Raw genomic sequence first — 24,029 nt, forward strand, 5'->3', positions numbered from 1 at the left:
TATGAAAACAATTAGTATGAAATCAAATTTTAAATTTTTAGCAATCGTCGCTTCTATCGGACTATTTTTCCAATCGTGTAGTAGTGATGATGATGATGTGGCAGTTACATTGGCTGCTCCAGTAATTTCAGATTTTGAATATGGTGAAGGCCATCATGACGAAGATGAAGATCATGACCATGAATCAGAAGAAGCATATGCTTATAGAGGTTCAGACATTCATTTAGAAGCAGAGATTACAGCCGAAGCCACTGTAAGTAGCATTACCGTTTCTATTCATTCAGATGAAGTAACAGCTTCAGGGGATGAAGTAGATTGGGAATTTGAACAAGTATATACGGATGCTAAATATTTGGTAATTAATCCTGAATTCCATGAACATATAGATATTCCTGCAAATATTCCAGTAGGAGAATATCATATTGAATTTTTAGTAACTGATGAATTAGGGAATAGCACAGAAGTAGAAGGACATGTTGAAATTATGGACACCATTACAATTAGTGGTTTTGAAATGGATGAAACGGTCGCTAGAGGGGAAGATTTCCACGTTGAGTTTATGATTGAAGCAGCACACGGCATACACAAAATTACTGTTGATGTTCATGCTCATGGTCTTACACCAGCAGAGGGAGAAGTAGAGTGGGATTATGAAGTGGAATTCTTGGATGGATATCATGAAGAAACAGAAGCAGAATTTCATGAACATATAGATGTTCCTGCTACCGCGCCAGCAGGAGAATATCATTTAATATTTACTGTTGAAGATGAAGATGGTAACACCACGGAATATGAAACACATATTGATATTACTGCATAATTAAATAAATAATACCGCATAGTATTAACTATGCTATGCGGTTTTAAATCTTATATAATGAAGTCAAAATTAAAATATTTATACTTTTTTTCTCTTATGTCATTAATAACAGCATGCTCCGATGATAGTGGTGTTGAAATAGATGAAGAGAAACCAACCATAAGCGTAAATTATACAGGAGGTTTTCCTCAAGGTTGTGCGCTGCTAACAAGTGGAAAAACCTATAATTTTAAAGCAATGGTTACTGACAATAGTGCATTAGCCTCGTATAGTATAGATATTCATCATAATTTTGATCATCATACACATGATGACCAAGTAACGGAATGTACTTTAGATGCTTTAAAGCAAGCAACAAACCCTTTAATATTTATTGAAAACTATACCATAGAAGGTAATTTAACTAGTTATGAAATCAATATTCCTGTAACTATTCCTACGGATGCTGAAATTGGTGATTATCATTGTGCATATTCGGTAACCGATGCAACCGGTTGGCAAAGTAGAACATCAATTGATATAAAAATTGTGGAATAAGATAACGTTGAAATTTTTTAAGGAAGTAGCTATAAATACTCTGGCAACTAAAGAATAATAGAACACATATATCATTTGCCTGAATTCACTACTTTAGTTCTTTTATTTAATTTGTAGACATTCATCAAAAATCTATAGTAAATATTACCAATGATAAGAACTTTCTTTTGTGTTTCAGTAGTATTAATGTTAGTTATCACCTCTTGTAAGTCAGAAAAAAAAGAGGATTTTAAGATTACACGTTCCAAAGAACTGGCCATTAAAAATAAAGTACACAATCAATTGTTAGATATAGAAAAAGAGCAAGGTTGGAGCTTACTTTTTGATGGTGAATCTCTAAATGGTTGGCATTTATTTAATAAACCAGATTCCACTGGATTCTCCGCTTGGAAAGTGCAAGATGGCATGCTCTTTTGTAATGCTACGGATGAAAGTAAAATATTTGGAGACTTAGTGACGGATAAAACATTTGAAAACTATGAGCTACAATTCGATTGGCAAATGGCACTCAGAGGAAACGGTGGGGTGTTTATCAATGTTCAGGAGTCACCAGAATATAAGGCTACTTACAACACTGGTGTTGAGTATCAGTTATTAGAACCAGAACATATGGATACCAAAACTCCCTTAAAAAGACCTGGTACCATATGGGGATTATCGCCACAATTAAATACCGTTGAAGCCAAGCCAGTTGGGCAATGGAATACGACGCGAATTATACAACAAAATGGAAAAATTCAGTTCTATCTCAATGGTATACTTACGGCCGAAGAAGAAATAAACTCCATAACATGGAAAAATAAAATAGCTAATTCAAAGTTTAAAGACGCACCAGGTTTCGGTAAAGTTACCAAAGGTAAAATTGCACTTCAAAATTGGTATTTTGAGTCTTGGTTCCGTAATATGAAAATTAGAGAATTTTAGCTTATAGTATATTTTATTAGCAAGATATCTGTTTTCATGCTTCTGTAAATTCTATATTCAAAGACCCATTTACCAATCTATTCTCATTGTCGATTCCACTAAAAACACCTTCTTGTATTTTATTCCCCTCCCTTATATAATAGGTTTTAAGATAAATATCAACGCAGTCAAATGCAATCATTCCGGTAAAGACAAAACTAAAATATACTATTGAACCTCTATTTAAAAGAACAAGTCTATCCCTTCGAAAATAAACATTTTCATCTAATGGTATCATTTTATAATTATCGGCTAAAATCTTGAAGTTAAACTTTTCATTGCGATCACTATCTATGTTAAAAGTTATATTATAAGTACCAGCTAATCTTTCATAAATGGCGGCATAAGGACTATCCTTAGAGAGTTCTAAATAATGCTTCGGTACAATCGCTTTATTAACAATGCGTTGGTTTCTAATTTCCATTGCAATGTATGCAGGTATCTCGGAGGTATTCATACGCCGGTCTATTTCCTCTTCTGAATTACATTTTTCAAGTATGCATCTTCCAGCAACGGTATTATTGTAAATATCAAAGGTGGTATACGTTCCAACTAAATAATCCAGATGTGAAGGGTTGTTCTGCCCAATATAAAATATTTCGCTTGCACCTTCTACCAATTTACCATTTAACAAAGTCTTATTTTTGATATGAATAGTATCTTCTCTTTTAGATATTGTTCCGAAGTCGTAGTACTCTTTGTAGGCACCATCTTTTTGTTTGTAGCGGTATATATTTTTAATTTTTTTCCAATTGTTAGTAATGATGGTTTTTCCTTTTTGCATTAAATTATCTTCCCCGAAATAGTAGTTTAGATAATAATATGTCTTAGTATCTGTCTGATCATAAATTAAATTATGCTGCTTTTTTTCACTTTCGCTTTCAAGTTTATTCTTATCAAAAAATTCTTGAATGTTGTCATACCCTAAATACAATAATATGATTGACTTATAATATTGATTAATTTTTATGACTGGTCTATCAGTATGAAAATCTCTTGTTTTATCATATAAGTATTTACCGTTTATAAAATCACTTCCTAAACTTTCAAAATCAGCTTTTAAATTTGGTTTATTAGAGTCGTAATTTCCATAACCATATAACTGCATTGATTTCGGAAGCTTTTTTAATTGATGCTTTTCTTTAAACCTATCTTTTATTTCTTTTAACAACAGCCCAAAGTATTCTGAAATAAGAGAAACTGAACTGGATTCTGATTTATACATAAATTCCGAATATTAAATTTAAAATTATTAAATAATTTCTTAATAATTAAAAGGAAACATAAATAATCATCAATTTCTACTTTTATCGAAATAATAATAACAGCTAACTCTTTAATAATTAGAACTTATGAAAAAACTACTTGTACTTTTATTACTATTTCCTCTTTTGAGTTGGAGTCAAGAAAAAACAATTAGCGGAGTTATTACCGACGGCTCTGAAGCTTTACCTGGTGTAAACATTGTTGAAAAAGGAACTACAAATGGTGTAACCACTGACTTTAATGGTAATTTTGAAATTTCTGCTGCTCTAGGTGCTATACTTGAACTATCCTATATTGGCTTCAAAACTCAAGAGATTACCATAGGTGATGATACCACTATCAATATTGCAATGGAGGAAGATGCCCAAGCTTTAGACGAAGTTGTTGTGCAAGGTTTTACTGGGGTTATGGGTAAATCGAGAAAACGTACCGCATCTATTCAAACAACTCCCGAATCTGTTACAGCTTTTAATAGTGACGGTATTGAAAAGCAAAACATTAATAATGTAGCCAATTTTGCCAACCTCGTTCCAAATCTTAAATTAAGTGAAAGTCAAGCTATTGGTGTAAATTCTCTAATAATAAGAGGTATACCTCAAATTCGAAATTCTGATGCTCCGGTAGCTTTTGTAATTGATGGTGTAACCATAGCAGATCCAAGTTTATTGAATCAAGAATTATTTGATTTGGCCTTAATAGAAGTTGTGAAAGGTCCACAGGGTGCGCTATATGGTAAAAATGCAATTGGTGGAGCAATAAATATTTATTCAAAAGAACCCACAAATACCATGAAAAATAAAGCAACATTGGGGTATGGTAATGGTAACGCCCTTACTGCTGGCTTTGTTTCATCTGGCGCTATTAGTAAAGACAAAGTTTTTTATAGAGCTTCTACTCAATATAAAAATTTCGATGGATTATTAACTAATGAATTTCTAAATGAAAAGGTAGACTTTAGAAAAGAACTAACGCTTAGGGGGCAATTGATGTTCAAATTTTCTCCTAAATTCAAGGCGAATGTAACCGCTCAATATATAAATTCAGATGGTGGGGCTACATATTATTCAATAAGTCCAGAAGATGCTGCTAACCCTGAAGGGTTTACAACATATCTTAATCCAAACCCAGAAGATGGCAACAATGTTATCTCACAAGATATTCTTGGAGCATCTGATATGAAAAACTTTTACACCAATCTTAATTTAGAATACAATACTGACAACGTGAAATTTCAAAGTATCACTTCTTATAATGATGTGGATCGCTCAACTATTGGTGATTTAGATTTTACTCCAGTATTTGTTCTTGATCAAGGGGAATTCAACAATACGAAGTCATTTAACCAAGAATTGCGGGTTACTAATAGAAAAACAGATACCAAATTTGATTGGAGTCTAGGTGGCTTCTACCAAAATGTGGAACGCTCATTTTTTCAAAGCGATTTATTGTTTAGTGATGAATGGGCTGTTACCGATTATACGGCTACTTTTAATACAATTGCCTTATTTGGTTTTTTCGATTATAAATTAACAGATAAGTTAACTGCTTCAGCTGGCCTACGATTCGATAGTGACAAATTTGACCTCGAAGATCGGCTAAATGTTCAAACCGATGAGAAAAAAGAAAATGTACTTCAACCAAAAGTCTCATTATCATATCAATCTTCAAAGAACTTATTACTTTATGCCAATTATGGTCGTGGGTATCGTTCAGGAGGCTTTAACCCTGTCGCAACACCATTGTTTAATAGAGATTTTAAAGGTGAATTTTCTGATAATTTTGAAGTAGGATTTAAAACTTCTTCTTGGAACGACCGCTTTATATTAAACGGTTCAGTCTTCTATTCAGACTTTACCAACAGACAGCAATTTGCAATAACATTAGACAATTTCACACCTGGTAATTTTAATTATGACAAAAGTACAATCGTAGGTTTCGAAATTGACACTAAGACTAGGCTTTCCAAATATCTAGATTTACTTTTTAACTATGGATTTGTAAAATCTACAATTAAGGAAGGTGGTTCAACAGGTGGCGTGAATGGAGATGAAAGAGATTTAAATCAGTTTAATGACAACAACACTTCATTAGTGCCTCAAAATAATTTCAATTTAGGCCTAGCATCAAACATTCCATTAAACGAAAAAACAACAATAGATTTAAGCGTTAATTATAATGGTACCGGCAAAATTTATTGGGAAGATTCGAACGCGGCTGATTTCACATCCGATGCCTATCAGTTATTAGATGCTCAAGCAACCTTGTCATACCATAATATGAAATTATCACTTTGGGCCAGAAACATTTTAGATCAACAATATTATTTAGAGTATTCTGACTTTGGTTTCGGTTGGAGAGGAACACCTGCTACGGTTGGCACCACCTTTTCAATAAGTTTCTAATATAAGTTTGAATTAGCTAAAGAGGGAATGCAATGTCCGTTTTTCCCTCTTTTTAATTCCATCAATTCTAAATTAAAAAAATTATGATTACATATAGTTCAGATAGTAAAAAAGTGGCAGATGTCATTTTAAAAGATATGTTCCAGGTAAAAGAAGGTGAATCAGTCGCAATTACTGCGGACTCAGGTTCTGACCCAGAATTAATGCAAGCATTTTTTGATGCTGCAAATGAAGCTGGTGGAAAATGTTTGTTAATTTGGACACCGAAAGCGAAAGAAGATGGACAAGCTGGAATAAATGATTGGCCTGCTGAAACACTTACAGCCACCCTGAGTACTGTAGACGTCTGGTTAGAGTGTAATTCTACCATATTACTTTATTCCGATATTTGGGAAAATGCTTTTAAGAATAACAAAAAACTTCGTTATTTAATTCTTGCAGACTCTACAACGCCTTCATTAATGCGAACATTTACCGGGTATAGCGTACCAGAGTTAGGAATAATGCTAAATAAAGTTCGAGAAATGGTTTTAGATTGCAAAACAATTCATATTACTAGCGATAATGGTACTGATGTTTCTTATGATATTGATCTTAATTATTCATTTGATATAGACGATGGCGATTTTTCAAAACCAAAATTTGGTACAGCTCCTGGTTATGTAAATATTGTTCCTAAAATAGGGAGTATGAATGGCACCATAGCTTTTGATTTATTAATGAATGCTAATGTTTATGGTACGGAAAATAAGCTAGCATTTGAAATGAAAGACGGAGCGATTGCTGACGTCACGGGAACACCTTCTGAAGTTGAAAATTTTAAAAACTATCTTGCTTCTTTTGATGACCCAAATATGTACAAGATTTCACATAATATGTTTGGACTTAATCCTAGTGTACGACAAATGTGTGGCGAGGTGGTTGAAGATGAACGTATTTGGGGTGGTGTAGATTTTGGCTTTGGACATACAAGCCCAATGGATATGCCTCCGTTTGGTCAAGTTGCAAAATCACATTTTGATGGTATTGTTGGTAAGGTTAGTATATATTTAGATGATATTAAGATTGTAGATGATGGTGTTTATGTTCATCCAGAATTAAAACCTTTAGCTGATAAATTGATAGGTAATTAAATAATGTCAGATTCCGACCAACAACATAAAATAGATGATTATTCTAGAACCAAAGTACCTGAAGACAAGACCGTTCATGGCATTCGTATTGCGGGTATAATTGTTGGTATAGGTATCACCTTACCCGTATTGTTCTTAGGTGCAGAAGTGACTCAGTCGGTTGGTATAAATACCGCTTTTTGGATATTTTTAGGTGTTTGCCTGGTGCTGAGTATACTTTGTGGTGTCACAGCAATTATCGGTAATCGTACCCGTCTTTCTACCTATATGCTTTTGCATTTTCCGTTTGGAAAAATAGGGGCAAAGCTTATTAATGTTATTGTTGGGATTACGTTACTAGGATGGTTCGCCGTAACCATAGAGATTTTTGGAACTTCTCTAAATGATGCCTTTGTCCAACTTTTAGGTTGGAATTTTCCAGCTTGGATAAGTATTATCATAGGTAGTCTGTTAATGACTTTGACCGCACTTTTCGGTATTAAGGCAATGGAAAAACTATCTAATATCTCGGTACCGTTGTTGTTGATTTTTATGATTTTTGTGCTATTTACTTCTATTGGAGGTAGCGAATGGAACGTTATTGTTTCTATTGAAGGTTCTGGTGGAATTGGTATTAGAGAAGCTATATCGGCAGTAGTAGGCATGGCGATTTTAACACCTGTACTAATGCCTGATTATACGCGCTTTGCAAAAAGAGATAAGGATAGTCTCTTGGCTGTTCTTGGATTAACTTTAGGTTTTCCTATTGTACTTTTGGCAGGTGGTATTCCAAGTTTAACTACGGGCGAAATCGATATCATGAAAATCATGATTGGCTTGAGTTTAACGCTCCCAGCTTTGCTCATTTTAATATTTTCTACATGGACTACTAATTCTGCTAATCTCTATTCTACAGTACTTACCTTTTCTACTATATTTACGAAGCAGGGAAATTGGAGAATTGGTATTGTTGCCAGTGTTATCGGGACTGTATTAGCTGTAGCCGGCGTAACTAGTTATTTTATTGATTTTCTGAACGTTTCCAGTATTTTTATTCCACCAGTATCGGCAATTTTTATAGCAGATTTCTTTTTTGTGAAAAAACAAAAATATGATTTGGATGACTTTGATAGTCTTCCCAATTTTGACTTAGCAGCTGGTATCAGTTGGATTGTAGCCTGCATTGTTGCGTATTTGGGAGCATACGATTATATGACCTTGACTACCATATCGTTTTTTGATTCCTTTTTAGTCGCTTTCATTTTATATCTCATTCTTAAAAAAATAATCAAGTAAATGGTACTTAACGAGTTAAAACCTAATGCAATTTGGCAACATTTTTCAGCAATTAATGCAATACCAAGAGCCTCTACCAAAGAAGAAGAAATCATTCAATTTATGATTGCCTTTGGAAAATCTTTGGGGTTAGAAACCAGTGTAGATGCCACAGGAAACGTCATTATAAAAAAGCATGCTTCTGAAGGAAAAGAGAACCATAAAACGGTTGTATTGCAAGCCCATTTAGATATGGTACACCAAAAGGAAGCCGGGTCTAAATTTGATTTTGCCACCCAAGGCATAGATATGTACGTTGAAGGAGATTGGGTAAAGGCTAAAGAAACTACATTAGGTGCGGATAATGGTATTGGGTCTGCTGCAATAATGGCCGTACTATCTTCAAACGATTTGGTTCATCCACCCATAGAAGCGCTTTTTACCATAGATGAAGAAATGGGAATGACAGGTGCAATGGCCTTAACAAAACATCAATTAAAAGGGGAATTATTATTGAACCTCGATTCAGAGGAAGACGATGAAATTACCATTGGTTGTGCCGGCGGTGCTGATGTAGAAATTATCGGGAGTTATACTACCGAAATTTTGAACGCATCTACCTATAAAATGCGAACCTTAACAATTGGTAATTTGGTAGGAGGGCATTCGGGAGTAGATATTCATCTTAATCGTGCCAATGCTATCAAAGTAATGGCAGAATGCTTACAAGAATTAACTGCTAAGTTCGGTTGTAGAGTACAATCTATACAAGGAGGTACACTAACAAATGTAATTCCAAGAGATTGTTCTGCTATAATTGCAATACCAACTATTGTAATGGCTGAATTTAATAGTGAACTGGCCCGTTTAGAAAAGAGGATGCGGGGGCAGTACAAAGTAACTGACCCTAACTTGACGATTACAACAACAAATAAGGCCACTACCTTATCTGTAATGCATAAGAAAACGCAGGACTACGTACTAACTGGACTGATGAAAATTCCAAATGGGGTATATTCTGTTACCCCTAAAATGCCGGAATTGGTGCAGACCTCCAACAATATTTCTATTATTAATATAGAAGGAGGGAAGTATACAATCGCTTGTCATGCTAGAAGTTCTGTAGACAAAGAACGGAACGAAATTATAGACGCCATTAGTCACATTTTTGACCAAAGCGAAGTTCTTGAAAAAGGTCCGTATCCAGGTTGGGAACCTAACCCTCAGAGTGAACTTTTGCATTCGGCTGTAGCCATTTACGAAAAATTGAACGGTAAGAAACCGAATGTAAAATCTATACATGCAGGATTAGAAACTGGTATTCTATCTGGAACCTATCCTGACATGGAAATGATATCTTTTGGCCCAAATATACTTGGTGCTCATTCTCCGGAAGAGCGTTTGCAAATTAGTTCAACCCAAAAATTCTGGAGGTTTCTTACGGAAGTATTAAAGAACTTATAATTAGTTTTATCAAATAAATAGAATGGCCGATAACCAATATACCAACACAAAAGTACAATCGAAAGATTTTACTTCTGGGTGGCTTATAGCAATAATTATAGCTGGTACTGGCCTAACCCTTCCTATTCTATTTTTGGGTTCCGAAGTAGCCTTAAGTGTTGGTTTTAAAAATGCGCTTTGGGCTTTTGGGCTTTCTACTTTAGTACTTACTATTATGTGTTTAATCACCACCAAAATCGGTAATCGTTCTCGACTTTCTACATATATGATTCTTCATTTTAGTTTCGGAAAACAGGGGGCGAAAATCATAAATTTAATTTTCGGAGTTACTTTATTAGGTTGGTTTTCGGTGGCGCTAGAACTATTGTCCGTCGCAGTGGTAGATACTGCTTTAAATACCTTATCACTACAATTATCCCAATGGCCAATAGTAATTATTATGGGAGCCTTAATTACTGCCACTACTTTCTTCGGAATTAAGAGTCTGGAAAAACTAGCGAATATTGCCGTACCGTTTTTGACCCTTTTTTTATGTTATGTAATTTATGTCTCCTTTGAAAATGGTATGACTTTTCTTGAAGTATTTAAATGGGTGCCAAAAAATCCAACAATGACATTGTTTGAAGCCACCTCTATTTTAGTAGGTTCTTCAATACTTTTTCCAGTAATGATGGCCGATTTTTCAAGATTCGTTTATAATGACAAACAAAGTATGATTGCTGTTTTAGGTATTACAATTGGATTTCCAGCTGCTTTGATATTTAGCGCTATACCTTCTATACAAACTGGCGAAGTTGATATTATTAAAGTGATGCAGCAATTCGGATTAATAGTACCTGCATTTGCGCTTTTGCTGGTGTCAACTTGGGTAGGAAATGCCAGTAACTTGTATTCTACAGTATTGACGTTTTCTACAATAAAAACAGAATGGTTATTTCGGAAAATAGTGATTTTTGCAAGTGTTTTTGGTATAGGCTTAGCATTACTTGAATTCTCGCAATATCTTTTCGATTTTTTGAATTTGTTGGGTGTTATCGCACCCTCAATTTCAGCAATTTATATTGTCAACTTTTTCTGGGTAAAGAAGCAACGTTACGAGTTAAATGAGATTACAGATTGGGAACCATCGGCCTTTATTAGTTGGGGATTAAGCACGATTATTACTTTATTAACCTATCTAGACGTCTTTCAGTTGACCCATGCTTATTTTATCGATTCTTTCTTACTTGGAGGGGTTCTCTATTTAGCTTTTAATTGGAAAACTATTTTTAAATAAGATTGAATTTTATGGTATTAAACCTAACTCCCGAATAATTAGCCCTAAATTGTTAATTACAAAACCTAACAGGAAAGTTATAATTAAGAATACCAATGCATTTTAATCCCACTGAAATAGCTAGCCTAATAAAAAAACTAGAGGATATTCTTGCAAATATCAGGCAGAAAGGGCGAGAAACTAAAGGTCAATTAGAAAAAATACATCCTCAACATAAAATAAGTGCTTTAAATCTTGTACACTACCATGAATTTAGGTCTACAGATTTTAGGGAGAGTCAAAGACAATTAGCAAATTTAAGTTTAAGTCGTTTTGCTAATGCCCAAGGACATATGGAAGACAGTATTGTTAAGGTCCTACATATATTATACTGTGTATCATCAAATACCACGGATACAGTAGATACAGCGCAACTATCACGCAATGAAAGCAAAGCTCTCTTACACCTAAAAACAGAAGCCCTTTTTGGAAAACCCTCAGTAGGTCGCAGAGTTCGAATTATGGTAACCATGCCATCGGAGGCCGCAAATAACTATGAATTAGTCTATAATATAGCAACCAAGGGTATGAACTGTGCAAGAATAAATTGTGCGCATGATACTCCGGAGATTTGGTTACGTATTATAAAAAATGTAAAAAAAGCTTCAGAAGCACTTGGTGTGTCTATAAAAATTGCAATGGATTTAGGTGGTCCTAAAATCCGTACAGGAGTTGTAAAACCAGGTGAAAGAATTGTGAAGTACAAACCGGTAAGAAATGATGATGGTACTGTTTCTAGAAAGGCCGAAATTGAATTAGTTTCTACGCAAACAGAAGCCTCGAAATTAAATACAATTCCATTACAGGCGGATAGGATAAGAGAATTAAAAATAGGGGATAAGCTTACAATTAACGATGCACGAAACAAAAAAAGAAAACTTGAAGTAACCCATGTTTATGAAAATGGTGTAACCGTTCAGACAAATAAAACTGTTTATTTTAAAACAGGACTAAGTATAAAAAACAGTAAACAAAATATAACTGCTACCATTGGTGATTTGCCCGAAATAGAAAAAGCAGTAGTACTTTTTAAAGATGATATCTTAACAATTACTGACACAGGTATTACTGGTAGTTCGGCCCTTTTTGATGAAAACGGTATTTGTATTGAAAAGGCACATATTCCATGTCAGTTTCCTGGTATTTTCGACAAAGTTAAGGAAGGAGATTTAGTGTTGTTTGATGATGGTAAGATTGAGGGTAAAGTTCAACGCACTAACAAAAATAGTTTTGAGGTCCTTATAACTAGGGCTTCAGTAAAAGGGGCAAAGTTGAAAGCGGAAAAAGGGATGAATATTCCCAATACAAATTTGGGTATTAGCGGACTCACTGAAAAGGACAAGAAAGATTTATCGTTCGTTGCTGAAAATGCAGATATTGTAAATTTCTCTTTTGTAAATTCCAAAGAGGATGTTCAAGAATTATTAAAGGAGCTAGAAAAACATAGTGTACTTAATAGTTTAGGAATCATTCTTAAAATAGAAACAAAATTTGCTTTCGACAATTTAAAGGAAATTCTACTCGAGACAATGCAAGTAAAAAATGTGGGGGTAATGATTGCTCGCGGAGATTTAGCTGTTGAGACTGGTTGGAAAGATATTGGTAAAGTGCAACACGAACTTTTATCTTTATGTGGAGCGGCCCATGTTCCCGTAATTTGGGCAACTCAAGTATTGGAAAACTTTGCAAAAAATGGATTGCCCTCAAGATCTGAAATAACGGATGTGGTAACCTCATTGCAAGCAGAATGTATAATGCTTAATAAAGGTCCTTATATGGAAGAGGTACTTCAACTTTTGAACAACATACTTTCGAATATGGAAGACTACCAAGAAAAAAATGAGACTATGCTACCGCGGATTGAAAGGCTATAATTAAAGAATAGTTATAGCGTACTTACTAAGTACTTCAAAAATTTCAGAACTTTTAATAGAGCAGATTTATAAGTATTCTCAAAGTGAATGGAAATAAAACATTTTTAGCCTAAAAGAAATCATTTCCATATTTGGGTATAGGTCAAATGCAATATCAAATTCGACCATCTAAGCAATAACTTCTACTTTTTGGTTGCAGCCTAAAAATGTTTCCAAATAATTTGAGATTCTAGAATACTAATTTTCATTCGAAATGGATTCTTGAAGATTAGCACAACGTCGACAATTCATGACTTTTATTTTGGGTTTTGTTAGTCACCTTATGTAGTTTATATAGACCTGTATAGTAATCAAATAAAATTATCCATTAAAGTATCCCTGTAATATCACTTTTATACTAAAACTTAACCAATGAATATTTATTAAATTTACAGTGTACCATATGACGAGAGATATAATAGATATAAACGATTTCACTATTTTGGTTGAAGAAGCCAAGGTAAATGAGGTAACAATAGACTCTTGTTTCTTTGATGAACCATTGATAGCCGTGGCATTTTATGGTTCAGGAAATGTTGATTTAACTGTGAAATATGGAAACAAAAAAAAGGTATTTAATCATACAAAAGGACTAGCCTTGTCTTTTTATGCCAATGAAAAAGTAGAGTTTATACATTCTGTTCTTGCTTCAAACCCATTAGAATGCTTAGTCATAGCAACCTCTGCAAAAGCTATAGAAAGCCTTCCAAACCAAGAAGGGGAGTTGTTTGGTGAATTGCTCAATCAATTGGTAAATCCTTCAGATCATTATGTAGAAGGACCTAGTTTTATAATGACCCCCGAAATGCAGACTATCGTAGATTCGATATTTAATATTAAATATGAAGGCAAAACTAAAATGATGTTTTTTAGGAGCCAAATAACAGTTTTGCTATCGCATTTTTTTGGTCAATTAGCCACTTTAAAAACTCAGAGTATAAAATCTCCTGAACGCAAAAAACTTAATTTAGCTAAAGATATTCTACTAGAAAATATTGATAATCCACCCTCTTTAAGTGATATATCTAAGCAGATTGGTTTAAATACTTTTAAACTAAAGAAAGAGTTTAAAGCTTTTTTTGGTGTTCCCGTGTTTAAGTATCTTCAAAACGAACGCCTAACAATAGCTCATAAAATGATTCGTAATCAAAGGTCTACAGTACAGGAAGCTGCTTGGCATGTTGGTTATGACAGCTTGAGCTCATTTTCTAATGCTTTTGAGAAAAAATTTGGATATAGACCTAGCCAAATTAAATAATATAAAAATCTCATTATTGAGAAATTGCTTCTTTTCGAACAAATTATAATCCTTTTCAAATAAGTTCCTATTTTATTGTCACGATACATTTGTCTTATAATTAAAACTTATTAAGACATGAAAACAAAACGAGCAATTTTAACAGGAGTTGCAATTTGGATAATTGCTGTTTTACTCTATTCACTTTCTCATTCTATAACCCTAATTAAAGATGCGTCAATACAAGCAAATACAGTGCTTTTTATAGCTGTAATGCCCTTAGTATGGCTAGGTTCTAAATATTATTATAAGAAAGATAATAAAACACATGGCATTAGGGTTGGGCAGACTATGCTACTTACAAGTGTTGTTTTAGATGCTATTATTACTGTGCCCTTAGTTGAAATTCCGAATGGAGGTAATCATTATAGCTTTTTTACTGCACTTGAATTTTGGATTATAGCATTAGAGTTTCTAGTGGTTGCAGCTCTGTATTATTATGCTAAAGTTTATCCTAAGTTAAACACTTTAAAAAAGTAGCACGATGGAAATTACATTACAAAACATTGTATTTACAAGCCTAATATTGCTCACGGGGCTTTCTGCTGGATTATGCTTTACTTGGACCAATAGCATAACAACAGGATTGGCGCGATTAGACAATTTCGGCTATTTAAGTGCCTTTCAACAAATGAATAGAAGTATCTTAAATCGAACATTCTTTGTGGTATTCTTTGGTCCAGTAGTATTGAATATTATAAATCTCTTCTTATTTAAATCAGCAACCAACCAAATCATATGGCTTCTAGTAATTGCAACTATACTCTATGTTTTTGGAGTGGCACTCGTTACCATTTTTGGTAATGTGCCTTTAAATGAAATGTTGGATAAAACAATTTTAAGGAACATTAGTTCAGAAGAGTTAAACATTTTACGTGCTGATTTTGAAATTAAATGGAATGCGCTTCATCTAATAAGAACACTTAGCTCTTGTTTGTCATTTCTATTATTAATTATAAGTCTTTTTAATAAAAATTAATCAAAAAATAATCATGAAAGAAAATATTTTAGTCATTGGTGGCACAGGAAAAACTGGCCGAAAAGTAGTAAACAAATTAATTAAAAAAGGACACAACGTAAGAATTGGTTCTCGATCTGCATCACCTGCCTTTGATTGGCATAAACCAGAAGGTTGGTCATTTGCACTACAGGGAATGGACAAGGTTTATATAACATTCCAGCCAGACTTAGCCGTTCCAGGTGCTTTAGAAGCTATCGAAGCTTTAACTAAGTGCGCTAAAAATGCTAATATTAAAAAACTAGTATTGCTATCGGGTAAAGGAGAAAGAGAGGCCGAAATGTGCGAGCAGCTGGTTATTCATTCTGGAATTGATTATACGATTGTTCGTGCAAGTTGGTTTAATCAAAATTTTAGTGAGAGTTTCTTTTTAGAGCCTATACAAAAAGGTCATGTCGCTTTACCTCAATCAGCTATAAAAGTACCTTACGTAGATACGGATGATATTTCTGATGTAGCTGTAGCGGTACTTTTAAATGACAAGCATACCGGTAAAATCTATCAATTAACCGGGCCAAGGAGACTCACATTTAAAGAGGTAATAGCGGCAATTTCTAAAGAAACTGAAAGAGATATCACATTTACCCCAATTACAATATCCGCCTATACTAATATTATGAAACAACAAGACGTACCCGATAATTATATTTGGTTAATAGAATACTTATTTACCGAAGTTTTGGGCAATCCTAATAATTCAGAAATCACCAATGACATTGAGTATATACTTGGTAGAAAACCAAAGGACATTTCTGATTATATAAGAGAGACAGCAACTACAGGCATTTGGAATTTATAAATCATTAACGACTCCATCAAAAAACGAACATTAATATATAATAAAATAAATCTATGCCACATTTTGTAATCGATTGTTCAGAACATGTTATTAGCATAAATTCTCCCATTAATATTATTCAAAAAGTCTATGAAACTGCTGATGCCAGTAGTCTTTTTGATAAAGGTGATATAAAAGTAAGACTTAACCCTTACAAACATTATACAATTGGCAATACTACAGACGATTTTCTTCATGTTTTTGCTAATATTATGGAGGGAAGAACTACCAATCAAAAAGCAATACTTTCTAAATCAATTATAGTAGCACTGAAATCATTGTTACCAAATGTTCCAATTATTTCTATGAATGTCAGGGATTTTGAGAAATCTACTTATTGTAATAAATCCATGGTTTAAATTATTGATGAGTACATGAAATAATCAAACTTTTTACTCATTTAATCTTTTTTTGAAATCTTTACTAGCTCATGTAATGTTTGTCATAATACGATTAGTGTAAAGTACTTTCAAACAACATACTGTTTATGTGTGCGTTATGAATAGGATAACCTAAAAGCTCATAGCTATTTAGAAGCCAATTTCACTAAAATCATTGCCACATGAAAAGAGGAATTCGTTTTTTAATAATTTTTACTACATGCTTTAACTACTTATATTCTCAAGGTATTGAGGAACTTCCGCTATTCAATATATCACAACTTACATATGAAGGTGCTTTCCGTATATCAGCAAATGAGAACGGTGTATCTAATTTAAATTATTCAGAAGGTCCTATTGCATATAATTATGAAAACAATTCACTTTTTATAGTAGGGCACAACCACCAACAGGCCATTGCAGAATATACGATACCAGAAATTGTAAAAAGTGAAGTACTTTCAGAATTGAATATGGTAAATAACCCTATTCAAGTTTTTAGCCAAGTACTATCCAAAACTACCGATGGCAACCCAGAGGGTATTAATACTATAGGGGGGCTTTCTTATGTTAATCATGAGGGGCAAGGAAAACTAATTATCAACGCCTATGAGTACTAAGATGCCCCAGCTGATAATACAGTCTCGACACTTATTATAAACGAGGCAAATAAAATAGAATCCTCTTCAGTAGACGGTTATTTGAGTTTTGAAGGGGGAGCTGGGCATACTTCTGGTTGGATATCTCCCATCCCTGAAGTATGGCAAGATATCTTGGAAGGCACACATATTACTGGTCAGTCGAGCGGCATACCTATAATTTCACGAACAAGTGTTGGTCCTTCAGCTTTTTCCTTTAAAATGAACACCTTGCTCAATGCAGATAACACAATACAGACGAACACTTTATTAGATTTTAGTTTATCAAACCCATTGAACAAAGACCTTAGTAATGATTCAAGGTCCAATAATATCTGGACACACCTTTCAAGAGCAACCTACGGTTTTATCGTCCCCGGAACAAGAACCTATTTAACGCTAGGGAAAAGTGGCGGGCACGTAAGTGGGGTTTGTTATAAATGTACGCAAGATAATGGCAATTTATGCGGTGGATATTGTACACCTGAAGCCGCTGACAACTATCAATATTATTGGCTTTGGGATATGAATGATTTGGTTGCCGTAAAAAACGGAAACCTATTAGCATATGAAGTGAGGCCATACGATTTTGGAAAATTTAAAACACCATTTCAGTCCAACGGCTCAAAAGGAATTGGTGGAGCTAGTTTTGACCCCAGTACCGGAAATCTCTATGTTTCTATTCAAAAAGGGGACACCGAACAAGGAACCTATGCAAGACCGCCTGTAATTGCTGTTTACAATATCAATGGTGAAGTACTAATAGAAAATATGCCTATAGGCCACATGGATATTAGAATGTATCCTAATCCTACCTCAGATATTGTATATATTGAAGGCATTGATTCTAAATCATACATTCAAATAATTGATTTGAACGGAAAAATCATCAAGAGGGTGGAGACTGACGAAACTACCTTCGAACTTAATATGAGTAGTCTTTCTGCAGGAATGTACATAGTTTCTTTACAACATTTAGCTTCGGGTGATATATACATGGAAAAAATTGTTAAGCATAAATAAAGAGCTTTTAAATAAGTACTATTATCAAAAAATTCTTTTTTATAATTTTCAAAGAAATCAACTTATGAAGTATTACGATGTGGGGTCTTTAAAAAATATCATTTGAATACCAGAAACATGAGGTGCACGTTCTTTTACATTTTTAAAGGTCTACTTTAGCTATTTTTATGTCGATTTATTTTTTTAGAAGAGGATATATGATTTACCGAAAAGATTACACCATGCCTAAATGCATTGAACTTCAATCATAATATTTGATAAATAATCAAAAAAAACCTCGGCAAAAATACCGAGGTTTATAATTATACTTAACTATAAAGCCTTTATTCCTTTACTACTTTAAAGGCTTGCTCTAATCCGTTTTGTAGTACTCTAATAATATATATGCCATTAGGATATGCAGAAAGGTCTAATTCTGGTTCAGTTTGATTACTTTCTAAAGAAATAAGCACATCGCTCGCAAAATCGAATACCGTAATGTTTTTAATACCAGAGGACAAGCCTGATATTTTAAACCTTCCGACAGTTGGATTAGGATAAGCAAATGCCTGTGCACCTTCTACAATTGAAGATTCTTCTTTAGCACTCAAATTATCAGTTTCATTAACAACAATATGATTTTCATACATAGTGAATATTTGTTCTTCCGTTAGTGCTTTGTTAAATAACCGCACATCATCCATATCCCCTTCAAAAAATTCTTCTCCCCAGCCAGACCATCCCAACCAAGCTTCATCCTTATCTTTTATGGTGCCAGATAATGATTCACTATGTACATTTTCACCATTTATATACCATTGCATAGTATCCCCATCATAGGTACAAGTAATCATTTGCCAGCTATTGTTTTGAATGTTTCCAGCACTAACAAGCTTTTTACCATTCTCATTTGTAGTTACCTTAAACGCCAATTTGTTTTGTTTAATGAACATCATAAACCCGCCAGATGTAGAACTACCAACAATACCTTGATACCCTCCTTCTGCGTTGCTAGGGTTTACCCAAGCCGATACAGATAATCCTGATTGTAAGTTATTATCAATATCAGGTAGACTAATTCGTTTGTCTAATCCGTCAAAATACACGGCACTCCCAATATGTCCATCTGTTTTATGTGTATCGAAGGTTAAGCCATTTTTAAGCCTTCCAACTAAGCCCTTATTGCTAACATCGTTGGCATTTATTCCATTTTGTTCATCAAGAGGCCAATGTCCAATCAATTCGTCTAATTCATTTTTCACTTTTTCTTCTTCTTCTTCTTCTTCTTCTTCTTCTTCTTCTTCTTCTTCTGGTATATCTACAACTTCAGTTACTAAGATTTCGATAGCATTTATAATAGGGTGTCTATTTCCACCATCAGAAGCCAGTGAAGAAAAATCGATATCTAATTGTCCATCTGTAACTGTAATAGTGTATGTTTTCGTTAATAAAGTTTCTGCACCAACTTCGGCAAAAACATCAAGATTATCTTCAACCAAGTTATCTTCCATGCGTACATCAAAAACCCTTAAGCCATCGCCACCATTACCACCTCCAGTAGCCCCGAACCAAAGTTCTGCAAAATGGAGCAGCACCGTATATTCGCCATCTTCTAAAGCGATATCGTAACTCATCTCTTGTGAACGACTGTATCTAAATGTTTTGTAAGGATCTTCGAGATTCGTCTGTGGTCTATTTAGTGTATTACCTGTATTAAAAAAAGTATCAGCTGAGAAAACATTTCCATCTTTCAGAATTTCATCACCGCCAGCGTTAATTCGGAGTGCAAAATTGTTCGTTGGCTCGTCAACAACTTCATCTATAATTTCATCACCGATATAAGCTTCTGATCGAATACGATATGCCCAACTATTTGATCGATCATTATTTGGTACTGAAGGAGGTTGAAGTATGCCATCATCGTCCGTTTCAATTTTACCTGCAGATGTCCACTTTCCGGTGGTCACATTCCACCATTCAAAAAGATAGGTTTTTAAGGATGTTAAGTTCGTTATTGTTGGCAGTGCTGCGGGGTTAAAACTTGAATCACTGGCAAAGAATCCCAATGCAAATTCTTCATCATCCGAAATAGCCAAGGTGTGTACAAAATCTTGGCTGTCACTTAAATGTGTATCTGCTGCTGGTATCAATCGACCATATTCGTGACCAGTATCTAAAATAAAGTTTTTTAGATTTCCCATCGCTTGAGAATCAAATCGTGTTAATGCATTGACCTGTGGGTCGTTCTTTGGCACAATTGTACCTCCATCCTCCAGGCTCCTATTTGTTGAAGCTGCTGCACCTGCATACCAAGCATCTCCCCAAGCATGCCCTGCAAGACCACCACTTAGTACGGATCCATACATCTGCATTTGTGCCATAGTGATATCATTTTTTCCTGGATTGATTTCATTATTTGAATGCAAACCCCAACCAGGATAAAATGGTTCCAAATTAAGGGCAGGTTGTTCCACATTATCATATATATCATTCAGCCATCGGTGCATTTTTTCATCTCTGCCAGAATTACTTACGTTTTGTAGGTCCAGGGCATTAGGTACGTCCTTTTGCCAATTAGTGAGAGAGCTGTTATAGGACATTGCGGTTCTAGGTTGACCATAAGGCATTTTGTAGTCACCAATCTTTTCATACAACTTACTATTCGCATGACTGACCAACTCCTGCCATTTAGGATAGACATTTCCGGAATTGGTATCATGGTGTACCCAACTAAAAATCATGTTATAACAACCATAACGAGCCCATAGGTAACGCACATAGTTGTAGAAGGCATCTTTTTCCGATGCATCTGTTCGAAACGGCCAACGTTCATGACGTCTAACAGATTCAAACAAAGTAACAAAACCTTCGTCTGACAAAAATTGCATTCGCTCATCGACCGATTGCCAATATTTAGGATTAATCATTTTATAGTCGACTTCTTCAAGATTATCGGTCACAGATTGTCCTTGCTTTTTCATTTCAAACGGCGTAGCTCCATCAGGACCTATTTTCTTACCCCATGTTTTAGTCGACCACAAACCAGTTTTAGTACCAGGTCTATCTAGGTTTCTATCCAAATTTTCCAGATAAGTATCATCAGGAAAACTAGCAATTACATTTAGACCATTAAACCCTTGGTTTTTTCTGGCCAAAATATAATTTTGAAAAGAGATTCCAGTAATATTATTTGCATTACTATAATCAAATACTTCGGTAAGTGCGGACCATGAAGTATCTGCAGTATAAAAATAGGGGGTACCATCGGTATATTCCAGAGTTCGTTTATTATCCGAAACCTTTATAAATCCATGATTATTAGCATTTGCGGTAACATCGGCTTCAGTGGCAGTAAAAGAACCTCCTTTATCAATAAAGGCAGGATCTAAATTCTGAACGGTTGCATTAATAATATTCCATGTCCAGTTTCCCGGAGAGGTAGCAACCAATCGAGCACGAAAAATGTTTTCTCCATCCCAAAATATTGGAATACGATATACCTCATTTGTTGACTCAGATTTTCTTAATTCAACCCAAACATCTACATCTAAGTAGGCATTATCATATTGTTGTTGAGTCTCGAATTCGACTTCAACAACTTCCATGACTTTGTAGTTGTTTTCCTGAGCAAAAATTGCAGTACTACTACAGCTAAAAAATAGCACAGTTAGGATTAGTTTAAATGGTAAGATTTGATTTTTAAAATAAGGCGCCTTTTTTTCTACTTCAAATAGTGAAATCATTCGATTCGGGGGGTTTATTAAATAGGTTAGTAATACCTACGATAAAAGCGTTGTAATAAGATTCGGACAAATATTGATTTGTTGTCAGTTGTCACTTTTTGTATGTGAAACGTCGATAAAGTGTTGTGTAATTCTGTTAAAAGGTAAGAGGCGAGATATCATATTAAACTGAAAGCCTATTAATTTCTTAGCGAGGTAAAACAGACGATTATTCAAACTATTAATTAGATTAGGGGTAAGAACTTTGCAAATTAGAAACAAGAGCAGTTCTCTTTATTCGTAAAAAGCACAACAAAATAAGGACTAATCATTATAATTTAATAATCCAAAAAAAGGTAAAAATCTATTGAAATAGAAAATCTTTGATTGGTCCGTCATGATAGGGGCCATTACCCTTATAAATAAGCTCTTGTCCTTCAGTAACTAATAGCGGGTCTTTATGATTTTTGATTACTTTTTGGAGATACTCGTCATAATCACTAATGCCCTTATAATTAACAAGTTCGGTAGAAGAAACTTTCAACGAGTTGCTTTCATATAAGCCTAGAAGGTTTGATGACTCCACTTCAACTGGTAATTGTGGGAGCGTAATACTTTGAGTTGTTTTGCTATTGAAAGTAATATCCCAAAGGTAATTTTGAGGTGTAGGCACAGTTTGGTTGTTAAAAACGCGTATTCTACCTAATATATGCGCTGTACCAGTAAATGTTAAGTCAACTGTATTATTGGCATACTCAAAGTCAATTGTATTATTAGGGATGGTATAACTTTCCTTTGGTATACCTACACCCGCAGCGTAGAAATTATCAAATGTTATCCAATATCTGTAATCATAAAAATTGGAGTTCAGCGCATAATTTAATTGATCCCCTGCCGATACAGTCTGACTCATATTATAAATTAAGCTAAAATTATTGATTTCAATATCGTTAGCATTCCAATAGCCATATATATTCATAAATGCCGCGTCATTTTTAAAATTTTGAGACGAGTTTATTAAAACACTACGAGACTCTAATCCTTCAGTACTAAAATCAGCTTTATCGAGCACAAAATCATTGGATATTGGTGGTGTTAAGACCAAATATTGGTAATTATTGAACATTCCTGAATTGTTATATCCGTACAAATAGAAAATCTCTGATTCGTGTACATTACCATCGATATCATCGATAGTAAAAACGCTAAATATTCCTGAAGTAGGGTCAAATTGCAAGCGGTAATCCGAAAAATAGGGTTCGTTACCATTACCAGACCATACAAATTCATTTTCTTCAAAACCTTTTGATGGGTAAGTCTTAGTTTCACCTTCAATACCGCGAAAGGGTTTAGTTAAATTAATAACGCCAAGATTGTTTCTAGTAAGGTTTGCATGCGTAAACAGACTAGTCGCATAGCCATTATCCGTTAAAACAAAGGTTAGCATGAATTCTTCATCAACGCCAAATTCTTCGGGTGAACTTAAGGTCACCATTACATCCGCATTTGTAAATGTTTTGGTCGATATAAGACTACCATCCATCTTTGAGGCAAAGGCTACCGCATTTATTATGTATTGATTAACCATATTATCTGGAAGGTTGATGGCAATAAGTCTACGATGAACATCAAAATTCAATTCCTTCGTACTCGTCTTTCCATCTTCATCTTTCAATACCACTTTTAATACGTGTGATCCTGCACTATAATTTTCCGGGTTAAAATCTACGGAAATATCGTTAGTATTTTGAGCAGTAAAAATAGATTGGGAATCAATAAAAACTTCAACCGAGCCACCCATACTGTTAATTGAAGCATTAATTTTTATGGCTTCATCAATAATTTGACCATCTAATAATGTAGAGACCATAATAATTCCATCAATTTCTGAGATGTCAGATGTTGAATCCTTATCGCAAGAAAAGACTATAAAAAACACTAAAAACAATGAAAATATTCTAGATTGACTAATAATCATAATATGGTTTTTAGCAACGTATTCGTTATTTTTCAAACGTCTTATAGGGCTTCATATTGCATAATTTGTTAATGAATCCGGTTGAATCG

Annotated in this window: 19 protein-coding genes; 16 read left to right on the forward strand and 3 right to left on the reverse strand. The window is 34.2% G+C overall.

The window, feature by feature from the left end:
* Position 1: 1 nt before the first annotated feature.
* From UH7x_RS17930 to UH7x_RS17940, 3 genes are all read left to right on the forward strand, one after another.
* Positions 2-820 carry a DUF4625 domain-containing protein gene (locus UH7x_RS17930; protein WP_482361299.1) on the forward strand — a complete coding sequence of 273 codons (819 nt, stop codon included), beginning with the start codon at positions 2-4 and terminating at the stop codon, positions 818-820.
* A 57-nt stretch (positions 821-877) separates the two neighbouring features.
* Positions 878-1,357: a DUF4625 domain-containing protein gene (locus UH7x_RS17935; protein WP_482361300.1), complete on the forward strand. Its 480-nt coding sequence runs from the start codon at positions 878-880 to the stop codon at positions 1,355-1,357.
* 150 nt (positions 1,358-1,507) lie between these two features.
* Positions 1,508-2,281, forward strand: coding sequence for a 3-keto-disaccharide hydrolase (locus UH7x_RS17940; protein ID WP_482361301.1), 774 nt, complete (start codon positions 1,508-1,510; stop codon positions 2,279-2,281).
* 34 nt (positions 2,282-2,315) lie between these two features.
* Here the strand turns inward: UH7x_RS17940 and UH7x_RS17945 are convergent, their stop codons facing one another.
* A complete protein-coding gene (locus UH7x_RS17945; protein WP_482361302.1) occupies positions 2,316-3,545 on the reverse strand; it encodes a hypothetical protein in 1,230 nt (409 codons plus the stop codon).
* Between the two features lie 127 nt (positions 3,546-3,672).
* Here UH7x_RS17945 and UH7x_RS17950 point away from each other — a divergent pair, with 127 nt between their 5' ends.
* From UH7x_RS17950 to UH7x_RS18010, 13 genes are all read left to right on the forward strand, one after another.
* Entirely contained in the window at positions 3,673-5,988 is a 2,316-nt protein-coding gene (locus UH7x_RS17950; protein WP_482361303.1) for a TonB-dependent receptor, read from the forward strand.
* Between the two features lie 83 nt (positions 5,989-6,071).
* A complete protein-coding gene (locus UH7x_RS17955; protein ID WP_482361304.1) occupies positions 6,072-7,121 on the forward strand; it encodes a 2,5-dihydroxypyridine 5,6-dioxygenase NicX family protein in 1,050 nt (349 codons plus the stop codon).
* Between the two features lie 3 nt (positions 7,122-7,124).
* Positions 7,125-8,396: a cytosine permease gene (locus UH7x_RS17960; protein WP_482361305.1), complete on the forward strand. Its 1,272-nt coding sequence runs from the start codon at positions 7,125-7,127 to the stop codon at positions 8,394-8,396.
* Positions 8,397-9,839: an aminoacyl-histidine dipeptidase gene (locus UH7x_RS17965; RefSeq protein WP_482361306.1), complete on the forward strand. Its 1,443-nt coding sequence runs from the start codon at positions 8,397-8,399 to the stop codon at positions 9,837-9,839.
* A gap of 22 nt (positions 9,840-9,861) precedes the next feature.
* Positions 9,862-11,115, forward strand: coding sequence for a purine-cytosine permease family protein (locus UH7x_RS17970; protein ID WP_482361307.1), 1,254 nt, complete (start codon positions 9,862-9,864; stop codon positions 11,113-11,115).
* 95 nt (positions 11,116-11,210) lie between these two features.
* Positions 11,211-13,028 carry a pyruvate kinase gene (locus tag UH7x_RS17975; RefSeq protein WP_482361308.1) on the forward strand — a complete coding sequence of 606 codons (1,818 nt, stop codon included), beginning with the start codon at positions 11,211-11,213 and terminating at the stop codon, positions 13,026-13,028.
* 442 nt (positions 13,029-13,470) lie between these two features.
* Entirely contained in the window at positions 13,471-14,325 is an 855-nt protein-coding gene (locus UH7x_RS17980; protein WP_482361309.1) for a helix-turn-helix transcriptional regulator, read from the forward strand.
* A gap of 117 nt (positions 14,326-14,442) precedes the next feature.
* Complete coding sequence (locus UH7x_RS17985; protein ID WP_482361310.1) at positions 14,443-14,844, forward strand: DUF5367 family protein; 402 nt, start codon at positions 14,443-14,445, stop codon at positions 14,842-14,844.
* Between the two features lie 4 nt (positions 14,845-14,848).
* On the forward strand, positions 14,849-15,343 hold the full coding sequence (locus UH7x_RS17990) for an anthrone oxygenase family protein (RefSeq protein WP_482361311.1): 495 nt from the start codon (positions 14,849-14,851) through the stop codon (positions 15,341-15,343).
* A gap of 13 nt (positions 15,344-15,356) precedes the next feature.
* A complete protein-coding gene (locus tag UH7x_RS17995; protein WP_482361312.1) occupies positions 15,357-16,181 on the forward strand; it encodes an SDR family oxidoreductase in 825 nt (274 codons plus the stop codon).
* Between the two features lie 53 nt (positions 16,182-16,234).
* Positions 16,235-16,579: a 5-carboxymethyl-2-hydroxymuconate Delta-isomerase gene (locus UH7x_RS18000; protein WP_482361313.1), complete on the forward strand. Its 345-nt coding sequence runs from the start codon at positions 16,235-16,237 to the stop codon at positions 16,577-16,579.
* A 203-nt stretch (positions 16,580-16,782) separates the two neighbouring features.
* On the forward strand, positions 16,783-17,220 hold the full coding sequence (locus tag UH7x_RS18005) for a hypothetical protein (RefSeq protein ID WP_482361314.1): 438 nt from the start codon (positions 16,783-16,785) through the stop codon (positions 17,218-17,220).
* An 81-nt stretch (positions 17,221-17,301) separates the two neighbouring features.
* Positions 17,302-18,261, forward strand: a complete 960-nt coding sequence (locus UH7x_RS18010; RefSeq protein ID WP_482361315.1) for a T9SS type A sorting domain-containing protein — start codon at positions 17,302-17,304, stop codon at positions 18,259-18,261.
* A 323-nt stretch (positions 18,262-18,584) separates the two neighbouring features.
* On the opposite strand, the gene UH7x_RS18015 is transcribed toward UH7x_RS18010, so the two are convergent.
* Both UH7x_RS18015 and UH7x_RS18020 read right to left on the reverse strand, forming a co-directional pair.
* Entirely contained in the window at positions 18,585-21,983 is a 3,399-nt protein-coding gene (locus UH7x_RS18015; RefSeq protein WP_482361316.1) for a LamG-like jellyroll fold domain-containing protein, read from the reverse strand.
* A gap of 343 nt (positions 21,984-22,326) precedes the next feature.
* On the reverse strand, positions 22,327-23,940 hold the full coding sequence (locus UH7x_RS18020; RefSeq protein WP_482361317.1) for a hypothetical protein: 1,614 nt from the start codon (positions 23,938-23,940) through the stop codon (positions 22,327-22,329).
* Positions 23,941-24,029: the final 89 nt, after the last annotated feature.

This window comes from Aurantibacter sp. UH7, from assembly GCF_056839165.1.